The 17,261-nt window shown below is 58.1% G+C and carries 13 protein-coding genes and 1 tRNA gene; 8 read left to right on the top strand and 6 right to left on the bottom strand.

Features of this window, described 5'->3' with window-relative positions; all coding sequences use genetic code 11:
* Positions 1-140 precede the first annotated feature (140 nt).
* Positions 141-617, bottom strand: a complete 477-nt coding sequence (locus PG731_RS05840) for a peroxiredoxin (RefSeq protein WP_270772748.1) — start codon at positions 615-617, stop codon at positions 141-143.
* 149 nt (positions 618-766) lie between these two features.
* On the opposite strand from PG731_RS05840, the gene PG731_RS05835 reads away from it, so the two are divergent.
* From PG731_RS05835 to PG731_RS05825, 3 genes are all read left to right on the top strand, one after another.
* Positions 767-2,335 (top strand): Na+/H+ antiporter NhaC family protein, encoded by a 1,569-nt coding sequence (locus tag PG731_RS05835; RefSeq protein ID WP_270772747.1) that lies wholly within the window; start codon positions 767-769, stop codon positions 2,333-2,335.
* A 581-nt stretch (positions 2,336-2,916) separates the two neighbouring features.
* Entirely contained in the window at positions 2,917-3,129 is a 213-nt protein-coding gene (locus tag PG731_RS05830; protein WP_270772745.1) for a hypothetical protein, read from the top strand.
* A gap of 3 nt (positions 3,130-3,132) precedes the next feature.
* Positions 3,133-3,384 (top strand): hypothetical protein, encoded by a 252-nt coding sequence (locus tag PG731_RS05825; protein WP_270772743.1) that lies wholly within the window; start codon positions 3,133-3,135, stop codon positions 3,382-3,384.
* A 349-nt stretch (positions 3,385-3,733) separates the two neighbouring features.
* Here the strand turns inward: PG731_RS05825 and PG731_RS05820 are convergent.
* From PG731_RS05820 to PG731_RS05800, 5 genes are all read right to left on the bottom strand, one after another.
* Positions 3,734-3,817: transfer RNA gene (locus PG731_RS05820), tRNA-Leu, on the bottom strand.
* Positions 3,818-3,945: 128 nt separating this feature from the next.
* On the bottom strand, positions 3,946-5,076 hold the full coding sequence (gene mnmA / locus PG731_RS05815) for a tRNA 2-thiouridine(34) synthase MnmA (RefSeq protein WP_101627384.1): 1,131 nt from the start codon (positions 5,074-5,076) through the stop codon (positions 3,946-3,948).
* A 12-nt stretch (positions 5,077-5,088) separates the two neighbouring features.
* Entirely contained in the window at positions 5,089-6,297 is a 1,209-nt protein-coding gene (locus tag PG731_RS05810; protein WP_270772742.1) for a cysteine desulfurase family protein, read from the bottom strand.
* Entirely contained in the window at positions 6,294-7,283 is a 990-nt protein-coding gene (locus PG731_RS05805; protein WP_270772741.1) for an electron transfer flavoprotein subunit alpha/FixB family protein, read from the bottom strand. The genes PG731_RS05810 and PG731_RS05805 overlap by 4 nt, the downstream gene beginning before the upstream one ends.
* Position 7,284: 1 nt before the next feature.
* Complete coding sequence (locus PG731_RS05800; protein WP_270772740.1) at positions 7,285-8,076, bottom strand: electron transfer flavoprotein subunit beta/FixA family protein; 792 nt, start codon at positions 8,074-8,076, stop codon at positions 7,285-7,287.
* Positions 8,077-8,313: 237 nt separating this feature from the next.
* On the opposite strand from PG731_RS05800, the gene glgX reads away from it, so the two are divergent.
* From glgX to glgB, 5 genes are all read left to right on the top strand, one after another.
* Positions 8,314-10,608 carry a glycogen debranching protein GlgX gene (glgX, locus tag PG731_RS05795; RefSeq protein ID WP_270772738.1) on the top strand — a complete coding sequence of 765 codons (2,295 nt, stop codon included), beginning with the start codon at positions 8,314-8,316 and terminating at the stop codon, positions 10,606-10,608.
* A gap of 53 nt (positions 10,609-10,661) precedes the next feature.
* On the top strand, positions 10,662-11,762 hold the full coding sequence (trpS, locus tag PG731_RS05790; RefSeq protein WP_270772737.1) for a tryptophan--tRNA ligase: 1,101 nt from the start codon (positions 10,662-10,664) through the stop codon (positions 11,760-11,762).
* A 141-nt stretch (positions 11,763-11,903) separates the two neighbouring features.
* Positions 11,904-12,665, top strand: a complete 762-nt coding sequence (locus PG731_RS05785) for a VIT1/CCC1 transporter family protein (protein WP_101627389.1) — start codon at positions 11,904-11,906, stop codon at positions 12,663-12,665.
* A 130-nt stretch (positions 12,666-12,795) separates the two neighbouring features.
* Positions 12,796-14,844: an alpha-1,4-glucan--maltose-1-phosphate maltosyltransferase gene (locus PG731_RS05780; RefSeq protein ID WP_270772736.1), complete on the top strand. Its 2,049-nt coding sequence runs from the start codon at positions 12,796-12,798 to the stop codon at positions 14,842-14,844.
* A gap of 91 nt (positions 14,845-14,935) precedes the next feature.
* Positions 14,936-17,137 carry a 1,4-alpha-glucan branching protein GlgB gene (gene glgB, locus PG731_RS05775; protein ID WP_270772735.1) on the top strand — a complete coding sequence of 734 codons (2,202 nt, stop codon included), beginning with the start codon at positions 14,936-14,938 and terminating at the stop codon, positions 17,135-17,137.
* Positions 17,138-17,261 lie beyond the last annotated feature (124 nt).

Below are 17,261 nucleotides of genomic sequence, written 5' to 3'. Positions count from 1 at the left end.
CACTGAAAACACCGATCTTAAGCAACGATTTTTGTCTATTAACCCGTATTAGGGTTTCTGTCCCTGCTTCGAGAAGCGATGATGAGACACGGCGATCAAGGAAAGACGTATAGGGCGACAAAGTTAGCCACGAGCCGGTATCAGTCGTCCAAACCGAGGTCGCGACGTAGGCGCGCCACATGACCCGTCGCCTTCACGTTGTACTGAGCAAGCGCAACCGTGCCATCCTTGCCAACAACAATGGTCGAACGAATGATGCCCGTGAAGATACGGCCGTAGTTCTTCTTTTCACCCCACGCGCCCCACGGTTCAAGGATTGCATGCTCGGGATCCGAGATCAGCGGGAAGTTAAGTCCCTGCTTCTGAGTGAACTTCTCCAAGGCTGGCATTGTGTCCGCGCTTACGCCCACAACCGTGTACCCAGCTGCCTTCATTGTGTTCAGGTTGTCACGGAAATCGCAGGCCTGCGTCGTGCAACCAGGGGTCGAGGCCTTCGGATAGAAGTAGACGATAACGCCCTTTTCACTGCCCGCAAGCAACTCAGGCAGTGAGATCAGTCCCTGCGTAGATTCAGCGGTAAACTCCGGAGCCTTCGCTCCAATTTCAAGTTGAGTCATGTCAAAAGCATATCGACGCCGATAGCGCTGCGCTCGTCGAATCCTGCGCTACCCGCGCAATCAAAATGTCCAGAGTAAGAACACCGAAGGCGCGGCCTCATGCGCCTTGCCTAGCCTGAATTCATCCCAACTGTACTGAGGAGACCCCCGTGACCGAGGCATACCCCGTTCTCACACTCATCCCACCGATTCTTGCGATTGCTCTTGTCATCACGACCAAGAAGGTCATCATGTCGCTCGCAGCCGGCGTTATCTCCGCTGCATTCCTTATCGAAAACGGCGGGATCGTCGCAACAGTCGTTAAAATCTGGGGTGCTTTCTCTCAGATTTTCTTCACCGAAGGCGCAATCAACGCCTATTACGTTCTGATTCTCTTGTTCCTTATCACGTTGGGCATTATCACCTCGCTTGTCCTGATGGCTGGTGGCACCGCAGCGTTTGCAGAATGGACGATGACGAAGATCAAAGGTCGGCGAGGTGCCCACATTCTCGCCGCCGCACTCGGTACCGCGATTTTCATTGACGACTATTTCAACGCGCTTGCCGTAGGCCAGGTGGCACGCCCTATTAGCGACCGCCACAAGGTGTCTCGCGCAAAGCTCGCCTACCTGATCGACTCATCGTCGGCACCGGTCGCTGTTCTTGCACCGTTTTCTTCGTGGGGCGCCTCGATCATCGGCATCATGGCACCGATCGTTGCAGCAACCTCAATTCAGGTGACCGACGCGGGCGCATTCCTGCGTAGCGCGGGCATGAACTATTACGCCATCGGCGCAGTCGTCCTGTTGTGGTTGACCGTCATTTTCGAAGTCGACTTCGGCTCGATGCGACGCGAAGAACGTCGCGCGGTCGAGCACGGTCACGTCTACGATCCGGGAGAGCAGATTCCCGGCCAGTTGACCGACAACCTACCACGTCACGAACCTGGCGCCATGCGCGCACTGATCGTCCCCTTCGTCATCCTGATCCTGGGCGTTCTTGCTGGCATCGCATGGACCGGCCACTCTGCTTCTAAGTCGTGGAATGCCCTGGATATCTTGGCAAACACCGACGTCGCCGTGTCGCTGAATGTCGGTGGTGTTCTTGGCCTGATCTCCGCGGCATACTACTACTTCCACTACACGCACAAGGATCCTGCTTTCGAGCTAAAGACTGCCGGAAAGGGTGTCGTCGAGGGCGCTCGTTCGATGCTTCCGGCTATCGAGATCCTGCTGTTTGCATGGATGCTAGGCTCGCTCATTTCTGAGCTCGGTACTGGCGCCTACCTTGGTGCGCTGGTTGAATCCTCAAGCCTGCCTGCCCAGTGGCTGGTGCCACTGATGTTTGTCATCGCAGGTGCTATGGCGTTCGCGACGGGCACATCGTGGGGTTCCTTCGGAATCCTGCTCCCGATTGCCGGCGAAGTCATGGCAGCTGTTCCCAACGGTTCCGACCTGCTGATTCCCGCGTTCGGCGCTGTTCTTGCTGGAGCCGTCTGGGGCGACCATTGCTCCCCGATCTCCGATACGACGATTCTGTCGTCGACCGGCGCTGGCTGTAACCACATCACGCACGTCAACACTCAGCTTCCCTATGCGCTTGCCGGTGCAGGAGCTGCGTTGCTTGGCTACATCACGTTCTCCATCACCGGTTCAGGACTCATCGGCCTGGGGATTGTGCTCGCAGCGCTCGTTGCACTAACCGTGTACGTGCGTACTCGCCTGCCGCTCATCGCCTGATCCTTACGATTCATGGTTGTGCCTCCGAGACTTTCTACTTGGAGGCACAACTGTATTCGGGCTATTGACGAAAGAAGGACACCAGCATTCAACTGGTGTCCTTCCGTTGTGCGCGAGATGGGACTTCGGACCCGTCACAAAGACCAACAAAGCGTTAGCCCACTCAGCCAACAAGTCCACCGCCTCCCACACCTCAAGAACCAAACTGAGATTGACCGGCTCTTTCGAAGAAGGAACACCCCCACCCACGGCAGAATCCCCATGAGAAAGACCACCTGCCACGTAGTCAAGATCCGCCAACAACTCCGGCAGATCAGAAACAGCAGTGCCCACTCTTGCGACCGCAGTCCTGCTAATAGTCTGACCACCCAACAAAGACTCACCAGAAACTGGACACACCCCACCACCCATCAACGCTTCCTCCTTCTACGCCTCTTCCTAGACCGGCGACCGCCAGCCCCACCCGAGTCAGCCCCTGCCTTACCCACGACATCGCATCACCTCCTCCTCAGGCATTTCACACCCCTCCACCTTGGTAACAGGAGTTGACAACATGGGGAATGGTAACTATAGTTACCGTTATGGGGTTTCTGAACAGCGCCTGGAAACATGGCTTCTCTCGCCAAGAGATCGACCACGCTTTGAACAACCCCATCCTTGTCCACTATTTCGACGGCTACGTCATAGTCATCGGCTCGACAGATACAGGCACACTCCTCGAAATCGGCGTGAATAACGAAAACAACGTTTTCCACGCCATGCCCGCCCGAAAGAAGTTCCTCAGGAAGAAGTGACCCATGAAAACCACTGCACAGATGCTTAACGAAATCGAAAACGCCAACAACGGAACAGGACCCGATCCTCTGACCACCATTGACGATCCGACCCTGGCTAGAATCGCAGTCGCTCAACTGCGCGCCCGCGAAGCCGAAACAGCCCTTGACGCCGCCGTTGCGTCCGCCCGAGAAGCAGGCATTTCCTGGCAAGCAATCGGCGACGTTCTCGGCATGACCCGCCAAGGAGCAAACAAACGCTTCCATGCCGCCTGACTTACAGCTCATCGACTTTACTCCCGTCATTGTGATCGAGGGTGGAAACCACACGAAGGGGCCGACACGGTCGATGAGGGCGCAGAAGTAGAGGGCCTGCCGGTAAGTCTCGAAACGGTCGGATGTCGGGGTCGCGCCGGGGCGCAGACGGTATTGGACGCGGTAGATGATCGTGCCGCTTTTGAGGACGACGGGGGACGGTTTGAGCATGAGGATACGCCTCGCAAGGCCATCCGAAACTAGGTCAACGATTCTTCAAGATAACCCCTTGCACTGGTCATCTGTAGTCTCGCTGTAGTCTCGGCGCTTGTGGCACCTCGGCCTTTCCGCAGAATCATGCGGGAAAACCTGGTGCGCGAGATGGGACTCGAACCCACACGTCAAAGACACTGGAACCTAAATCCAGCGCGTCTGCCAATTCCGCCACTCGCGCGCGAACCTGTTTTCGAGGGTGACGAGGTTCCGCATGGAACCTATGCTCGCAAACAGTGCTCGTTTAGTGTACAAGGTCGGTGGCAACCCCGGCGAACTGAGCTTATCCGTGGACCTCGTAAGAAACCATCAGGCTGCGAACGACGAGGCTCGGCTTGCCCGCATGATCGTTGCTTCCCCCAAGACACGGGTGTCACGGTATATGACCAGCGACTGGCCGGCAGCAACGCCACGGATCGATTCGGAAAGGGACACGACCAAGTGGCGTTCCCCTCCTTCACGCGCCTCGTCTTCGGAATCGTGCTCGACTAGGGAAACAGGAACGGGCGTACCGTGGGCGCGAACCTGGACGAACAGGTCATCCGTTGAGGCCCCCAGATCATCGGGAGCCAACCAGACGACGTCCTCACATTCAATTCGATCCACGCTGAGCAGAGTCGATGCTCCAACGACGACCTGGTTCGATTCCGGACGGGTTTCCAGAACATAGCGAGGCTTGCCATCTTCGGCGGGACGATCAATATGCAGACCTCGTCGCTGACCAACCGTGAAGTTCCAGTAGCCCTGGTGGGTGCCGAGGACCTCGCCGTCGGGACTCACGATCTCACCTTCATCGCTACCCAATCGAGTGCGCAAGAAGCCCTGCGTATCTCCGTCGGGAATGAAGCAAATGTCGTAGGAATCCGGCTTGTTGGACACGCCCAGGCCAAGACGCTGCGCTTCGGAGCGCACCCACGCCTTGGTGGGAGCATCGCCAAGGGGTAGTAGAACGCGTGACAGTTCATCACGCCCCATGATTGCCAGAACATACGACTGGTCTTTCAGAGAATCCGCGCCGCGGTGCAATTCCGGGCCGGATGGACCATCAACGATTGCAGCGTAGTGGCCAGTGCAGACAGCATCGAAACCCAGTGCCTTCGCGCGCGTCGCAAGTTCACGGAATTTCACGAACTCGTTGCAACGCACACACGGGTTCGGCGTATGCCCCAGCTTGTACTGTTCAACGAAGTCTTCGATGACGGTTTCTTCGAATTCTTGGGCGAGGTCCCACACGTAGAACGGGATCCCCATGATTTCGGCTGCTCGCGCAGCATCGCCCGCATCTTCAACGGAGCAACAACCTCGCGAACCGATACGGCATTCCTGCGGTTGACTCGACAAAGCCATGTGGACGCCGACAACATCGTGGCCGGCCTCGACCGCTTTCGCTGCAGCGACAGCCGAATCCACCCCTCCGGAAAGTGCGGCAAGAACACGCATTCAATTGTCCTTTCAGTGGGTTCGACCGTGCATGCGGTCTCGATCGTGAGAGTCTAACGCCTGCCCTGCAAGGACGGCGCGTTCAAGAGCATCCACGAATGCATCAATATCCGCTTCGGTCGTGTCATGTCCGGTGGAAATGCGCAGGACTCCCAGCGCTTCAGCTTCGGTGGCTCCCAGTGCCAGGACAACGTTGGACGGGCGCGTCACCCCCGCGTGGCACGCAGAACCAGCAGAGACGTGGATATCTGCCATGTCCATCGCCATCAGGACCGCTTCAGGATGCGACGTCGGAATCGACAGATGAACGATCGAAGCCAACGCGTCATCCGGAGAAACAGTCAGTCGCGCACAGTCCGGCAGAGCGCGCGCCAAACGATCGCGCAGAAGCGTCGCGCGGACCTGCCACTCTTGGCGCTGAGCAACCGTTTCTTCAAGCGCTACTGCGAACGCGCACGCGCCGGCAACGTCGGGGGTTCCTGAACGAATCCCGCGCTCGTGCCCACCGCCGGGACGATCGGTTGGAATCTTCAGCCCGCGACGTGCAACCAGCACACCAGTCCCCGCCGGCGCACCAATCTTGTGACCACCCACGGTCATCAAGTCAACGCCGAGTTCCGCATAGGACACGTCCATCAGAGACATTGCCTGCGCGGCATCGGTGTGGGTCAGTGGACGCTGAGCGATCGGCATGGAACGACCATCAAGCGCCTCGACCATCTGCGATACCGGCTGAATTGTCCCAATTTCTGAGCTGACCAAGGTGAGCGAAGCAAGAGAACACTGATCTTTCACCTGCGCCAACGCGTCAGTATCGATGACGCACACGCCGTTGGACGCCACAGGGAAAAGCTCAACAGCAAACCCGCGCGATTCTAAATACTCGCGTTGATTTCCTACAGCATCGTGCTCAACCGGGGACAGAAGAACAGTGTTCCGATCAGCGTTAAATGCACGTCCAGCGAGCGCTCCCCCGTGTACGCCGATGGCATCTGATTCGGTGGCACCGGACGTAAAGATCACTTCGGGCTTCTCGCAGCTCAAGGCGATAGCGACACGTTCGCGGGCGTCCTCCAACATCCTCTTTGCGTGTCTACCGCCACCGTGCAATGAAGCCGGGTTCCCGGGATGGGCGCTGAGCTCACGCTGAGCCTCGACCCATGCCTCCAACGCTGAAGGACGGATCGGGGTTGTTGCAGCGTGATCTAGGTAGTGCGTCACTCGGCGTCGCGCGCCTTCTTGATTTCTTCCAGTGCAGCCGGAATAACCTCGAACATGTCGCCAACAACGCCGAAATCTGCGATCTCAAAGATCGGAGCATCAGGGTCATCGCAGACAGCGACGATGTGGGCGCTGGACTGCATACCAACCGTGTGATGGATAGCTCCGGAAACACCCAGTCCAATGTAGAGGTTCGGCGACACTGACAGACCGGTCTGGCCGATCTGCATGGTACGAGGTGCCCAGCCTTCATCGCAGACAACGCGAGTAGCGCCAACTGCCGCGCCGAGTTCATCTGCCAATTCATTGACGATGTTCACATCGCCGTTTGTTCCGCGACCTGCAACAACAACGGTGGAGGCCTCAGTCAGCGAAACGCCCGTTGACTCCAGTGCAGACGAGCAGACGACCGTCACTGCACGAGCCTCATCGCTGAGCTCAACGTCGATGGATTCGGCGACCGGAGTGACCGGCGCGGACTCGAGGACATCAAAGGATCCGGGTCGAAGAGCCACAACCGGAAGCGAACCCGAGACTTTCAGGCGATTCGACCACGAGCCCGCGAGCGCGGTGGTCGTGACAACCAGGGAGTCGTCGTCGACCTCAACGCCGATGGCGTCGCTGACAACTCCGGAGTTGGTCAGGGTGGCGATACGGGACGCGACTTCACGGCCTCGGTAGGTCGAGACAACGAAGAGGGCTCCGAATTTCTGTGTCGTGACTGCGGATGCGACGGCGTCTGCGACGACTGCGCTGACGCGTGCGCTGGAGTGGTCAATACCGGGGACGAGGACCTTTTCCACGCCGAGGGCACCCAGCGTGGTCATATCCGGGTTCGTGGTTAGGGAAAGTGCGACAACTCCAGCGTCGCTCAACGTGGACGCGAGAGAAATGATCTGCGCCGATGCTGGGGTCAGGTGCCAGCCGTCGGCGTCACTGCCCTGGTGGTCAGCAAGGACGAGGATCGGTTGAGAAAGAGTTGCCATGTCACTTCACCACTTCGAGGAGGTACTGGGCCAGTCGGACGCCTGCATCACCGGAGTCGGGGATGATCGTTCCGGCGCTGTCGCGGGTGATCTCGTTGGATTCGAGGACCTCGGTAACCTGGCCACGCTGGGCGATAGCCGAGCCGGCAACGCTTTCTTCGATGTCGGCCAGTTCCCAGGTGTCCATTGGCTTCTTGCGTGCGGCCTTCATGGCCGCGAATGCCGGATAGCGGGGTTCGTTGATCTGGTCGGTGACCGAGACAACTGCCGGCATGGGTGCGGAAAGGACGTCCTCGTACCCGTCGGCGTTGCGTTTGATATCAATGGTCGAGGCGCCGGTATCGACGGAGATTTCGTGGGCCAGACCGAGCAACGGGAAGTGTAAGCGGGTCGCAAGCGCCGCGGGAAGCATTGAGGTCATCGAGTCGAGCGATGCCATACCCGTAATAACAAGGTCAATGGGTTTTTCGTCGGCGAGCGTCTGAATGGCTCCAGCCAATGCGAGCGCGGTCAGCCCGGCATCAGCTCCAGCCAGTGCCTCGTCGCTGATAAGAACACCCCGGTCGGCCCCCATCTGGAGCGCGCGCATCAGGGCGTCTTCAGCGTCCTCGGGCCCCATGGTCAGGGCGATGACTTCACCGCCGTTATCTTCGACCAGTTGAACGGCTGCTTCAATGGCGTTTTCGTCCAGTTCGTTGAGGACGTCATCTTCGCCACGAACAATGCGACCATCTTCGAATCGGCGTTCCGACTGCATGTCTGGAACGTGTTTCACGCATACGACAATTCTCATAGCTTCTAGCGTGCCACAAAGGGCGAGTAAGCCCGAAGAGCAAGGGGTGTGAGATGGGTTTTCCCACACGCTTTGACTACGTTGCGTCAGAAACCTTGCCGGCTTGCAATAATAGTGCGGGTGGTAGCGTACATTTTTTGAGTATGTGCGCGATACATTGACAAGAAGACGCAGTTCCCATCAACAGTTTCTTGAACCATTACCGTTCAAGCATGTTCTGGCTAGAGAGAGGACATCATGGGCCACGACCATTCGCACGATCACTCGGTGGCGCTCGTGAATGTTACTCAGCCGAACCCTGTTCCTCCTCGCTTCGGTGTCCACGTTGCAAACGGTGGTCTTGACGTTTCCGTCGTGGCACGCCTGGCGACGCACGTTGATTTCTGTGTTCTGGACTTAGACGACTCTGAAACGCGGTATGCGCTAATTCCTAGCAACGAGGGCATTTGGCACGGTCATATCAATGGCTTGGGTGTGGGCACGCGTTACGGTTTCCGCGCTGATGGCCCGTGGGATCCCGATCATGGCTTCTTCTATAATCCGGCGAAGTTCCTGTTGGATCCCTACGGACGAGGCCTCGAGGGAAGCGTTGACATGAGTGCCGCAGTCTACGGGCACATCGTTGACGAGAACCTATATCCGACTTCTTATCCATTTGCGCGTTCGCCTCTTGATTCGCGTGAGCATGTCCCCTGCTCCGTTGTCGTTGATTCCCGCTTCCCCGTGGCACCAAAGCCACGAGTCCCGTGGGAAAAGACGATTGTGTACGAGGTCCATGTCAAGGGCTTTACGAAGAACATGCCCGGTATTCCTGGCGAATTGCAGGGAACATACGCGGGCTTGGCACATCCTGCGTCAGTGGATTACCTGAAGAACCTGGGAATCACTTCCATTGAACTTCTCCCCGTTCACGCGAAATGTGAGGAACCGTTCCTATCGGAACGTGGTCTGACTAATTACTGGGGTTATTCGACCCTGAACTTCTTCACTCCTGAGCCTTCTTACGCAACTCATTCAGCGCAAGAGCGTGGCGCCCAAGCAGTCGTCGACGAGTTCCGCGGAATGGTGTCGATCCTGCACGAGGCAGGGATCGAAGTCATCCTCGACGTCGTCTACAACCACACGTGTGAAGGTGGCGACGCCGGCCCGTCACTTTCGTGGCGTGGACTCGATTCTGACCTGTACTACCGCCACACGAACACGGTTCCCGTCGCCTGTATTGACGACACGGGCACCGGAAATACCGTGAACGTCGACAATCCCAAGACAATGTCGATGATCCTCGATTCCCTGCGCTACTGGGCAGACACAATGGGCGTCGACGGTTTCCGCTTCGACTTGGCCGCAACCCTTGGACGCTTCGCCACGGGATTCGACCCGAAGCACCCGTTGCTGATGGCAATGGCAACCGACCGAACACTGTCAACGACAAAGCTCATCGCTGAGCCCTGGGATATCGGCCCCGGAGGCTGGCAGACCGGCAATTTCCCGCTCCCCTTCTCAGAGTGGAATGACCACTACCGCGGGGCACTGCGTGGCTTCTGGCTCTCCGACGTTCGTTCCCTCGTCGAAGGTCACGGCGCGTCTGGCCCGAATAACCTAGCGACCCGTTTGGCCGGTTCCCGCCCCGTTTTCGATCATGGCACCGGAATCGGACGCGGGCCTCGTGCCTCAATTAACTTCATTACCGCGCACGACGGCTTCACCCTCGCTGACCTCACGGCGTTCGATACCAAGCACAATTGGGCGAATTTGGAAGGCAACCGCGACGGATCGAACGACAATCGTTCATGGAACCACGGAATTGAAGGCTGGGTCGCATCAATCGCGAACATGACCGATGACGAAGTTGACCCGGTTGAGGCAAAAAAAGCAATCAAAACGACCTCTCGTCGTCGCTACCAGACCCAGCGCAACCTACTGACCTCCCTGCTCATTTCTGCGGGCACCCCGATGATCCTCGGCGGCGATGAATTTAGTCGCACTCAGCAGGGCAATAACAATGCGTACTGTCAGGATTCCCCAATCTCGTGGTTCGACTGGAATCTGACACCCGAGCAACTGGCACACAAGGACTTCGTTCGTTGGTTGATCAGCCTGCGTCAAGCTCACCCCGTATTGCGCCCCGATGTCTACGAATCAGGTACACCCGTCCCCGGCGATTCAATCTCGGATGTGGCGTGGCTGGATAAGACCGGTGCTCCCATGCCGACAGAAGGCTGGGCTCTTTCCGACAATCGCGTGTTCCAAATGTTGCGTTCGGGCGTGCGTTGGAACGACCGCGACGCTCTGGTCATTGTGAACGGCGCTTTGGACGAGCAGAATGTGAGCCTTCCGACCGGCCACGGCGTCGATTGGCTCGTATGCGTGAATACAGCGTGGACTCGCCTTGACGAGGGTGTTCAACCGGGGACCGATCCTCGCGCATTGAGCCTGAGCCTGGGACAGGTCGCCAATGAGTCCATCGTGACTCTTCGACCGAACTCGATGCAGGTCTTGCTTTCCGATATTGCGGTACCGCCCAAACGCTAACTGCGGGCGGACGCGAAATAGCGTTAGGCGCGTCTTTCGATAGAATCACACCCATGACTTCCAGTGAAGACGCACTTGCACACTCGACATCCGACGCATCGCTTGCTCGTTCGAAGGCTCGTTCAGCCGAAATCGACCTGGCCATCGATGAGGATCCCACTCGCTTCCGTATCCTGACCGGTGATCGACCGACCGGGCACCTGCACCTCGGTCATTACTTCGGTACGCTTCGTAACCGTGTTCTGTTGCAGAACCGTGGCGTTGAAACGTGGGTTCTGGTTGCCGACTATCAGGTGATCACGGACCGCGACGGCGTTGGCCCAATTCGTGAACGCGTCCTTGGTCTGATTGCCGACTACATTGCTGCCGGTATTGATCCGGAGCGTTCGACGATTTTCAATCACTCTAGCGTTCCGGCGCTCAACCAGCTGATGCTCCCCTTCCTGTCTCTCGTCACCGAGTCTGAGTTGCACAGAAACCCTACGGTGAAGGCAGAACTCGAAGCCACCGACGGTCGCGCTATGACTGGCCTGATGCTGACTTACCCAGTTCACCAGGCTGCTGACATTCTGTTCTGCAAGGCGAATCTTGTTCCCGTTGGTCAGGATCAGCTGCCACACTTGGAGCAGGCTCGCCTGATCGCCCAGCGTTTCGATAAGCGCTATGGTCGCGCTAATCCTGAGGTTCCTGTCTTCCGTCGTCCCGAGGCCCTTTTGTCCGAGGTTCCGCTGTTGCTCGGCACCGACGGCACGAAGATGTCCAAGTCGCGTGGCAACACTATCGAACTTGGCATGACCGCTGACGAAACGGCGAAGATCCTGAAGAAGGCGAAGACTGACGCTGAGCGCACGATCACCTACGATCCCGCGAATCGTCCTGAGGTCGCGAACCTTTTGATGCTGGGCTGCCTGGCGTCTGGTCAGGCTCCCGAGGCAATCGCCGCGCAGATCGGCGATAAGGGTGCCGGCACGCTCAAGATGTTCGTCACCGAGGCCCTCAATGAGATGCTTGCTCCACTGCGCGAAAAGCGTAGCGAACTGATCAACAACGAGGACTACTTGCTCCAAGTGTTACGACTTGGTAACGAAAAGGCGAATGAGCAGGCGAACGAGACCCTCCACGAGGTACGTACCGCCATGAAGATGAACTACTGAACCACCATTTTTGCTGGTCAGGCCGACTAACTATGGGTGTCCTCAGCGCATTGAGGGCACCCATTTTTAGGTAGTACAAAGGTCCTAGAGGCGCGCTTTTCCTTGCTAGCGGGGCAGTCTTTTTCTCCCTAGTTTGAAAGCATGACGACTCTTATTCCGTTCACTTTTTCCGACTCTGTCAAAGGCTCACCCGTCGCTTCAATTGCGCCTGTAGCCCAGAAGAAGGAGTCTCTTGCGGCTCGCCTCAACTGGTTGCGCGCAGGCGTTCTTGGCGCCAATGACGGAATCGTGTCGATTTCGGGTCTTCTTGTTGGCGTCGCGGCTGTGAACCCGGCAAACACGAAGGCCATCGCTATTGCAGGTGTAGCCGGTATCGTTTCTGCAGCCCTATCAATGTCCGTCGGCGAATACGTCTCCGTTTCCACCCAACGCGACACGGAGCGACAGATTGTCGCCGACCAGAAGGCTGCCCTGGCGGCTGATCCAGCTGGTCAAGAAAAGCGCCTTGCGTCCTTGTGGGAAGAACGAGGCCTGCCGAAAGACACCGCGACGTTGGTAGCACGGACGTTAAGCGAAAGTGACGCACTGGATGCTCACCTGTCGCTTGAACACAACATTGACCACGACGATCTGACGAACCCGTGGGTGGCAGCGGGATCTTCCTTCCTTGCCTTCCTATGTGGATCGCTCCTCCCCCTGCTCACGATGCTGTTGTTCCCACCCAGCATGCGTATCCCCGCAACATTCATCGCCGTTCTTGTTGCGCTCGGTTTGACTGGGTGGATCTCAGCGATTCTTGGTCGTGCACCTCGCCTTCCCGCAATTGCACGTCTGCTCATTGGCGGTAGCGTCGCAATGGCACTGACCTTCGTCGTCGGCCATATATTCGGCGTCGCAGTCTAAAAACGCGGCCGACCTCGCCAATTCGGCGACGAAGCCGGTTTGGTTTATCTGAAACTGACCGCAGCCACAAACACGAACCTCCAGCCCCACGCTGACCACGCGAGCGCCCCAACTGACGTAGGCTGGTGACGTGAGCGACATTCTTCTTCCTCGAATCCCAGTCACTGAAGTTTTCCCTGTCGTTGAAGACGGCACGTTGGCTGCAAAGGCAACAGAAAACGAGCCTCTTCCCATTCGCGCGACGGTTTTCCGTGAAGGACACGACGCATTTGCGGCCGAAGCGGTCTTGCTCGACCCCGATGGCGTCGAGCACATGCGCGCTCCAATGGCGGACATCGCGCCTGGCCTTGACCGGTACGAAGCATGGGTCAAACCCGATCGCCCCGGCACTTGGTCTTTCCGCGTCGATTCATGGTCGGACCCCTATGCCACGTGGCGTCACGACGCAACCATTAAGGTTGACGCAGGTGTCGACGTCGAATTGATGCTGGAAGAAGGCGCACTCCTGATGGAACGCGCCATCGACGGAAATGCCCTGAACAACCCCCTGCAAAAGCCCCTCGATGCCAAGGACGCCGAGGTTCTGCGTGACGCTGCAGCCCACCTGCGCGATACGTCGCGTTCGGTTCAGCAACGCCTGTCCGCGGGCGTATCGTCACACGTGCGCGCCGTGTTCCGTGCCCACCCCGTACGCGATCTTCTTGGGTCTTCACGCGAATACCCTCTGGCTGTTGCCCGTGAGCGCGCCCTGACCGGTGCCTGGTATGAGATCTTCCCGCGTTCAGCCGGCGCGTTCCAGCGTGAAGATGGATCGTGGGTGTCGGGAACTCTAAAGCAGGCTTCCTACGAGCTCGACCGCATTGCTGAAATGGGCTTCGATGTCGTCTATCTGACGCCTATTCACCCGATCGGCACAACAAATCGTAAGGGTAAGAACAATACGCTGGTCGCCTACGAGGGCGATCCGGGTTCCCCCTATGGCATTGGTTCCCCCGATGGTGGACACGATGCGATTCACCCCGAGCTGGGCGATTTCAATGACTTCGACGATTTCGTTGAGCGCGCATCTGAGCTTGGACTTGAGGTCGCCCTCGACTTCGCGTTGCAGTGCTCCCCCGATCACCCGTGGGTCACCGAACACCCCGAATGGTTCACGACCCGCGCCGACGGTTCGATTGCGTTCGCGGAGAATCCGCCGAAGAAGTACCAGGACATCTATCCGCTGAACTTCGACAACGACTATGACGGCATCTACGAGGCCATTCGTGATGTTCTCGAAGTGTGGATCGAGCACGGCGTGACGATCTTCCGCGTTGATAACCCGCACACGAAACCGGTGCGTTTCTGGCAGGAAATCATCGCTGACGTCCACGATACGCACCCGGAGATTATTTTCCTCGCCGAGGCATTTACTCGCCCCGCGATGATGCGCACCCTGGGCGCAGTCGGATTCGATCAGTCCTACACGTACTTTGCCTGGCGTACGCAAAAGCAGGAGATCGAAGAGTACCTGACCGAGGTTTCGACGCAGACCGCTCACCTGATGCGTCCGAGCTTTTGGCCGACCACTCACGATATTTTGACCCCGCAGATGACGACGGGCGGTACCGCGATCTTTGCGATTCGTGCAATGCTCGCCGCTCTTGGCGCTCCGAACTGGGGGATTTACTCGGGCTACGAGTTCGTTGAGAATGTTCAGCGTCCTGGCTTTGAAGAGCAGAACGATAACGAGAAGTATGAGTTCCGCCCACGTAACTGGGAAGATGCTGAGCCTCTTGGCATTACACGACTGTTCACCCTGTTGAATGCTGCTCGCGCGAAGCACCCGGCCCTGCGTCAGCTTCACCAGCTTCGGATTCACCCGACCTCTCACCCAGAGATCATTTGTTTCTCCAAGCAGGTTTCCGGAACATTCACCGAGTCCGGGAACACGGACACGGTGATCTGCATTGTGTCGCTCAATCCTCATGAAGGTGTGTCAGGCACCGTGCACATTGATCTGAACGACCTGGGAATTCAGACCGCCGGTGGTCATTTCCGCATTGTCGACGAGCTTGATGGCGCCACCTACACCTGGGGATCCGAAGGCTGGGTTGACCTTTCCCCCGTTACTCGTCTTGGTCATGTGTTCTCTGTTGAGCCCACAACTGACCTCGAACCTTGGACCAACCGACACTGACATCGAGAAAGGATGGCTCTCACGGTGTCTTATGGCGATCTTTAGTGTCGCCTAGCTCACAAAGATGCCGATGACGTGCGAGAATGTGGACATGACTAATGACTTGACCCCCATCCCCGTGGATCTAGCGACGCTCGATGCCGTTGGCAACGGCGCTCACTACAATCCTCACTCTGTCCTCGGCGCACATATTGGTGATTCATCAGTCACCATCCGCTCCGTTCATCACCTTGCCGACGCAGTCGACATTGTCACCGCAACTGCAGCGTACCCCGCGACCCACGAACACGCCGGCGTGTGGGTTAGCGTCCTTCCCGGTGAAGAGATCCCCGACTATCGCGTTCGCGTCACCTACGGTGATCAGATCACGACTCTCGACGACCCCTATCACTACCTGCCAACGCTCGGCGAGATGGACACCTACCTCATCTCCGAAGGCCGTCATGAGCAGCTCTGGAAGGTTCTTGGCGCACACGTTAAGCACTACAGTGGCGACATGGGCGACGTCGACGGTGTTGCCTTCGCCGTGTGGGCACCGAACGCACGCGCTGTCCGCGTTGTCGGCGACTTCAACTTCTGGGACGGCACCGCAACCGCGATGCGTTCCCTCGGCTCGTCCGGCGTCTGGGAAATCTTCGTCCCCGGCGTAAAGGTAGGCGCACGCTACAAGTTCGAAATCCAAGGCCCCGGTGGCAACTGGTTCCAGAAGGCTGACCCGCTGGCACGCGCCACCGAAATACCGCCGGCAACAGCCTCCGTCGTCACCGACTACTACCACGAGTGGACCGACGAAAAGTGGATGACTGACCGCGCCGAGCGCAACGTCCATGAAGGCCCGATGTCGATTTACGAGGTCCATGCTGGATCGTGGAAGCAGGGTCTGGGCTACCGCGGACTGGCTGACGAGCTTGTCCCCTACGTCAAGGAAATGGGCTTCACGCACGTTGAGTTCATGCCTCTGGCGGAGCACCCCTTCGGCGGGTCGTGGGGCTATCAGGTGACCTCGTACTACGCACCCACCTCGCGTTTCGGCACACCCGACGATTTCCGTTACCTTGTCGACGAATTCCACAAGGCCGGAATTGGCGTCATTCTCGACTGGGTTCCCGCCCACTTCCCAAAGGACGACTGGGCGCTTGCTCGTTTCGACGGTACTCCCCTGTATGAGGATCCGGATCCGTTGCGTGGCGAGCATCCTGACTGGGGAACCTACGTTTTCAACTTCGGTCGTCGCGAGGTCCGCAACTTCCTGGTTGCGAACGCCCTGTACTGGCTCGAAGACTTCCACATTGACGGTCTGCGCGTCGACGCTGTCGCCTCGATGCTCTACCTCGACTACTCGCGTAAGGACGGCCAGTGGCGTCCAAACCAGTACGGTGGTCGCGAGAACCTTGAAGCGATTGAATTCCTGCAGGAAGCCAACGCGACCGCCTACCGCACGCATCCTGGCATTGTCATGGTCGCAGAAGAATCAACCGCATGGCCGGGCGTGACCGCACCGACCAGTGGTGGTGGCCTGGGCTTTGGCATGAAGTGGAACATGGGCTGGATGAACGACACCCTCCACTACATGGCAGAAGACCCGGTGAACAGGCGTTGGCACCACGGCGAACTCACGTTCTCGCTGGTCTACGCATTCTCTGAGAACTACGTGCTACCGATCTCCCACGATGAAGTTGTTCACGGCAAGGGCACCGTCGTCGAAAAGATGCCCGGTGACGACTGGCAGCGTTTCGCTGGCACCAAGGCACTGTACGCCTACCAGTGGTCGCACCCCGGCAAGCAACTCCTGTTCATGGGTCAAGAGATCGCCCAGCGCCAGGAGTGGAACGAGTCCTACTCGCTCGACTGGTGGATCACCGACTTCGAAGGCCACGCTGGTGTTCAAGCGCTGGTCTCCCGACTCAACCACCTGTACGCCCAGAATCCCGCTTTCTGGGATGACGACTACACGGGCTTCGAGTGGATCGATGCATCCGACGGGGATCACAATCTCATCACCTACCTGCGTAAGGGCAAGCGTGAAGGCACCGAACAGCCGGTCGTCGTCTGCGCAGCAAACTTCGCTGGTAACCCGCATGAGGGCTACCGAGTGGGACTGCCCTTCGGTGGCGAATGGACTGAAATCCTCAACACCGACTCCGAAGAATTCGCAGGCTCCGGCGTGACCAACCCAGGTGTGATCATCGCAGAACCGATCCCGTGGAACGGCCGTCCGTTCTCAGTCGAACTGCGTATTCCGCCGCTCGGTGGACTCTGGCTGGCACCCGTCAAGCCTGACACAAAGCACTGACACCTTCAGGGCGGACTCATTCATCGAACGAATGTCGATAGAATGAGTCCGCATTTGTGTTGCCCACACAAGGGCAGACACGAATGCACCGCGCACCATCAACCGATGCTCCCCATCCGTCAAA

It is taken from the genome of Pauljensenia sp. OF14-1SRA (assembly GCF_027694595.1).
Lineage (GTDB): Bacteria > Actinomycetota > Actinomycetes > Actinomycetales > Actinomycetaceae > Pauljensenia > Pauljensenia turicensis_B.
The sequence above is the reverse complement of the archived record's forward strand: the minus strand, read 5'-3'. Positions and strand labels throughout refer to the sequence as shown.

Excerpts from the sequence above, each read along its gene's own strand:
- PG731_RS05840 (WP_270772748.1), bottom strand. The coding sequence starts at position 617 with ATGACTCAACTTGAAATTGGAGCGAAGGCTCCGGAGTTTACCGCTGAA.
- PG731_RS05785 (WP_101627389.1), top strand. The coding sequence starts at position 11,904 with ATGACGACTCTTATTCCGTTCACTTTTTCCGACTCTGTCAAAGGCTCA.
- PG731_RS05825 (WP_270772743.1), top strand. The coding sequence starts at position 3,133 with ATGAAAACCACTGCACAGATGCTTAACGAAATCGAAAACGCCAACAAC.
- glgB (WP_270772735.1), top strand. The coding sequence starts at position 14,936 with ATGACTAATGACTTGACCCCCATCCCCGTGGATCTAGCGACGCTCGAT.
- PG731_RS05830 (WP_270772745.1), top strand. The coding sequence starts at position 2,917 with ATGGGGTTTCTGAACAGCGCCTGGAAACATGGCTTCTCTCGCCAAGAG.
- PG731_RS05800 (WP_270772740.1), bottom strand. The coding sequence starts at position 8,076 with ATGAGAATTGTCGTATGCGTGAAACACGTTCCAGACATGCAGTCGGAA.
- trpS (WP_270772737.1), top strand. The coding sequence starts at position 10,662 with ATGACTTCCAGTGAAGACGCACTTGCACACTCGACATCCGACGCATCG.
- mnmA (WP_101627384.1), bottom strand. The coding sequence starts at position 5,076 with ATGCGTGTTCTTGCCGCACTTTCCGGAGGGGTGGATTCGGCTGTCGCT.
- PG731_RS05805 (WP_270772741.1), bottom strand. The coding sequence starts at position 7,283 with ATGGCAACTCTTTCTCAACCGATCCTCGTCCTTGCTGACCACCAGGGC.
- glgX (WP_270772738.1), top strand. The coding sequence starts at position 8,314 with ATGGGCCACGACCATTCGCACGATCACTCGGTGGCGCTCGTGAATGTT.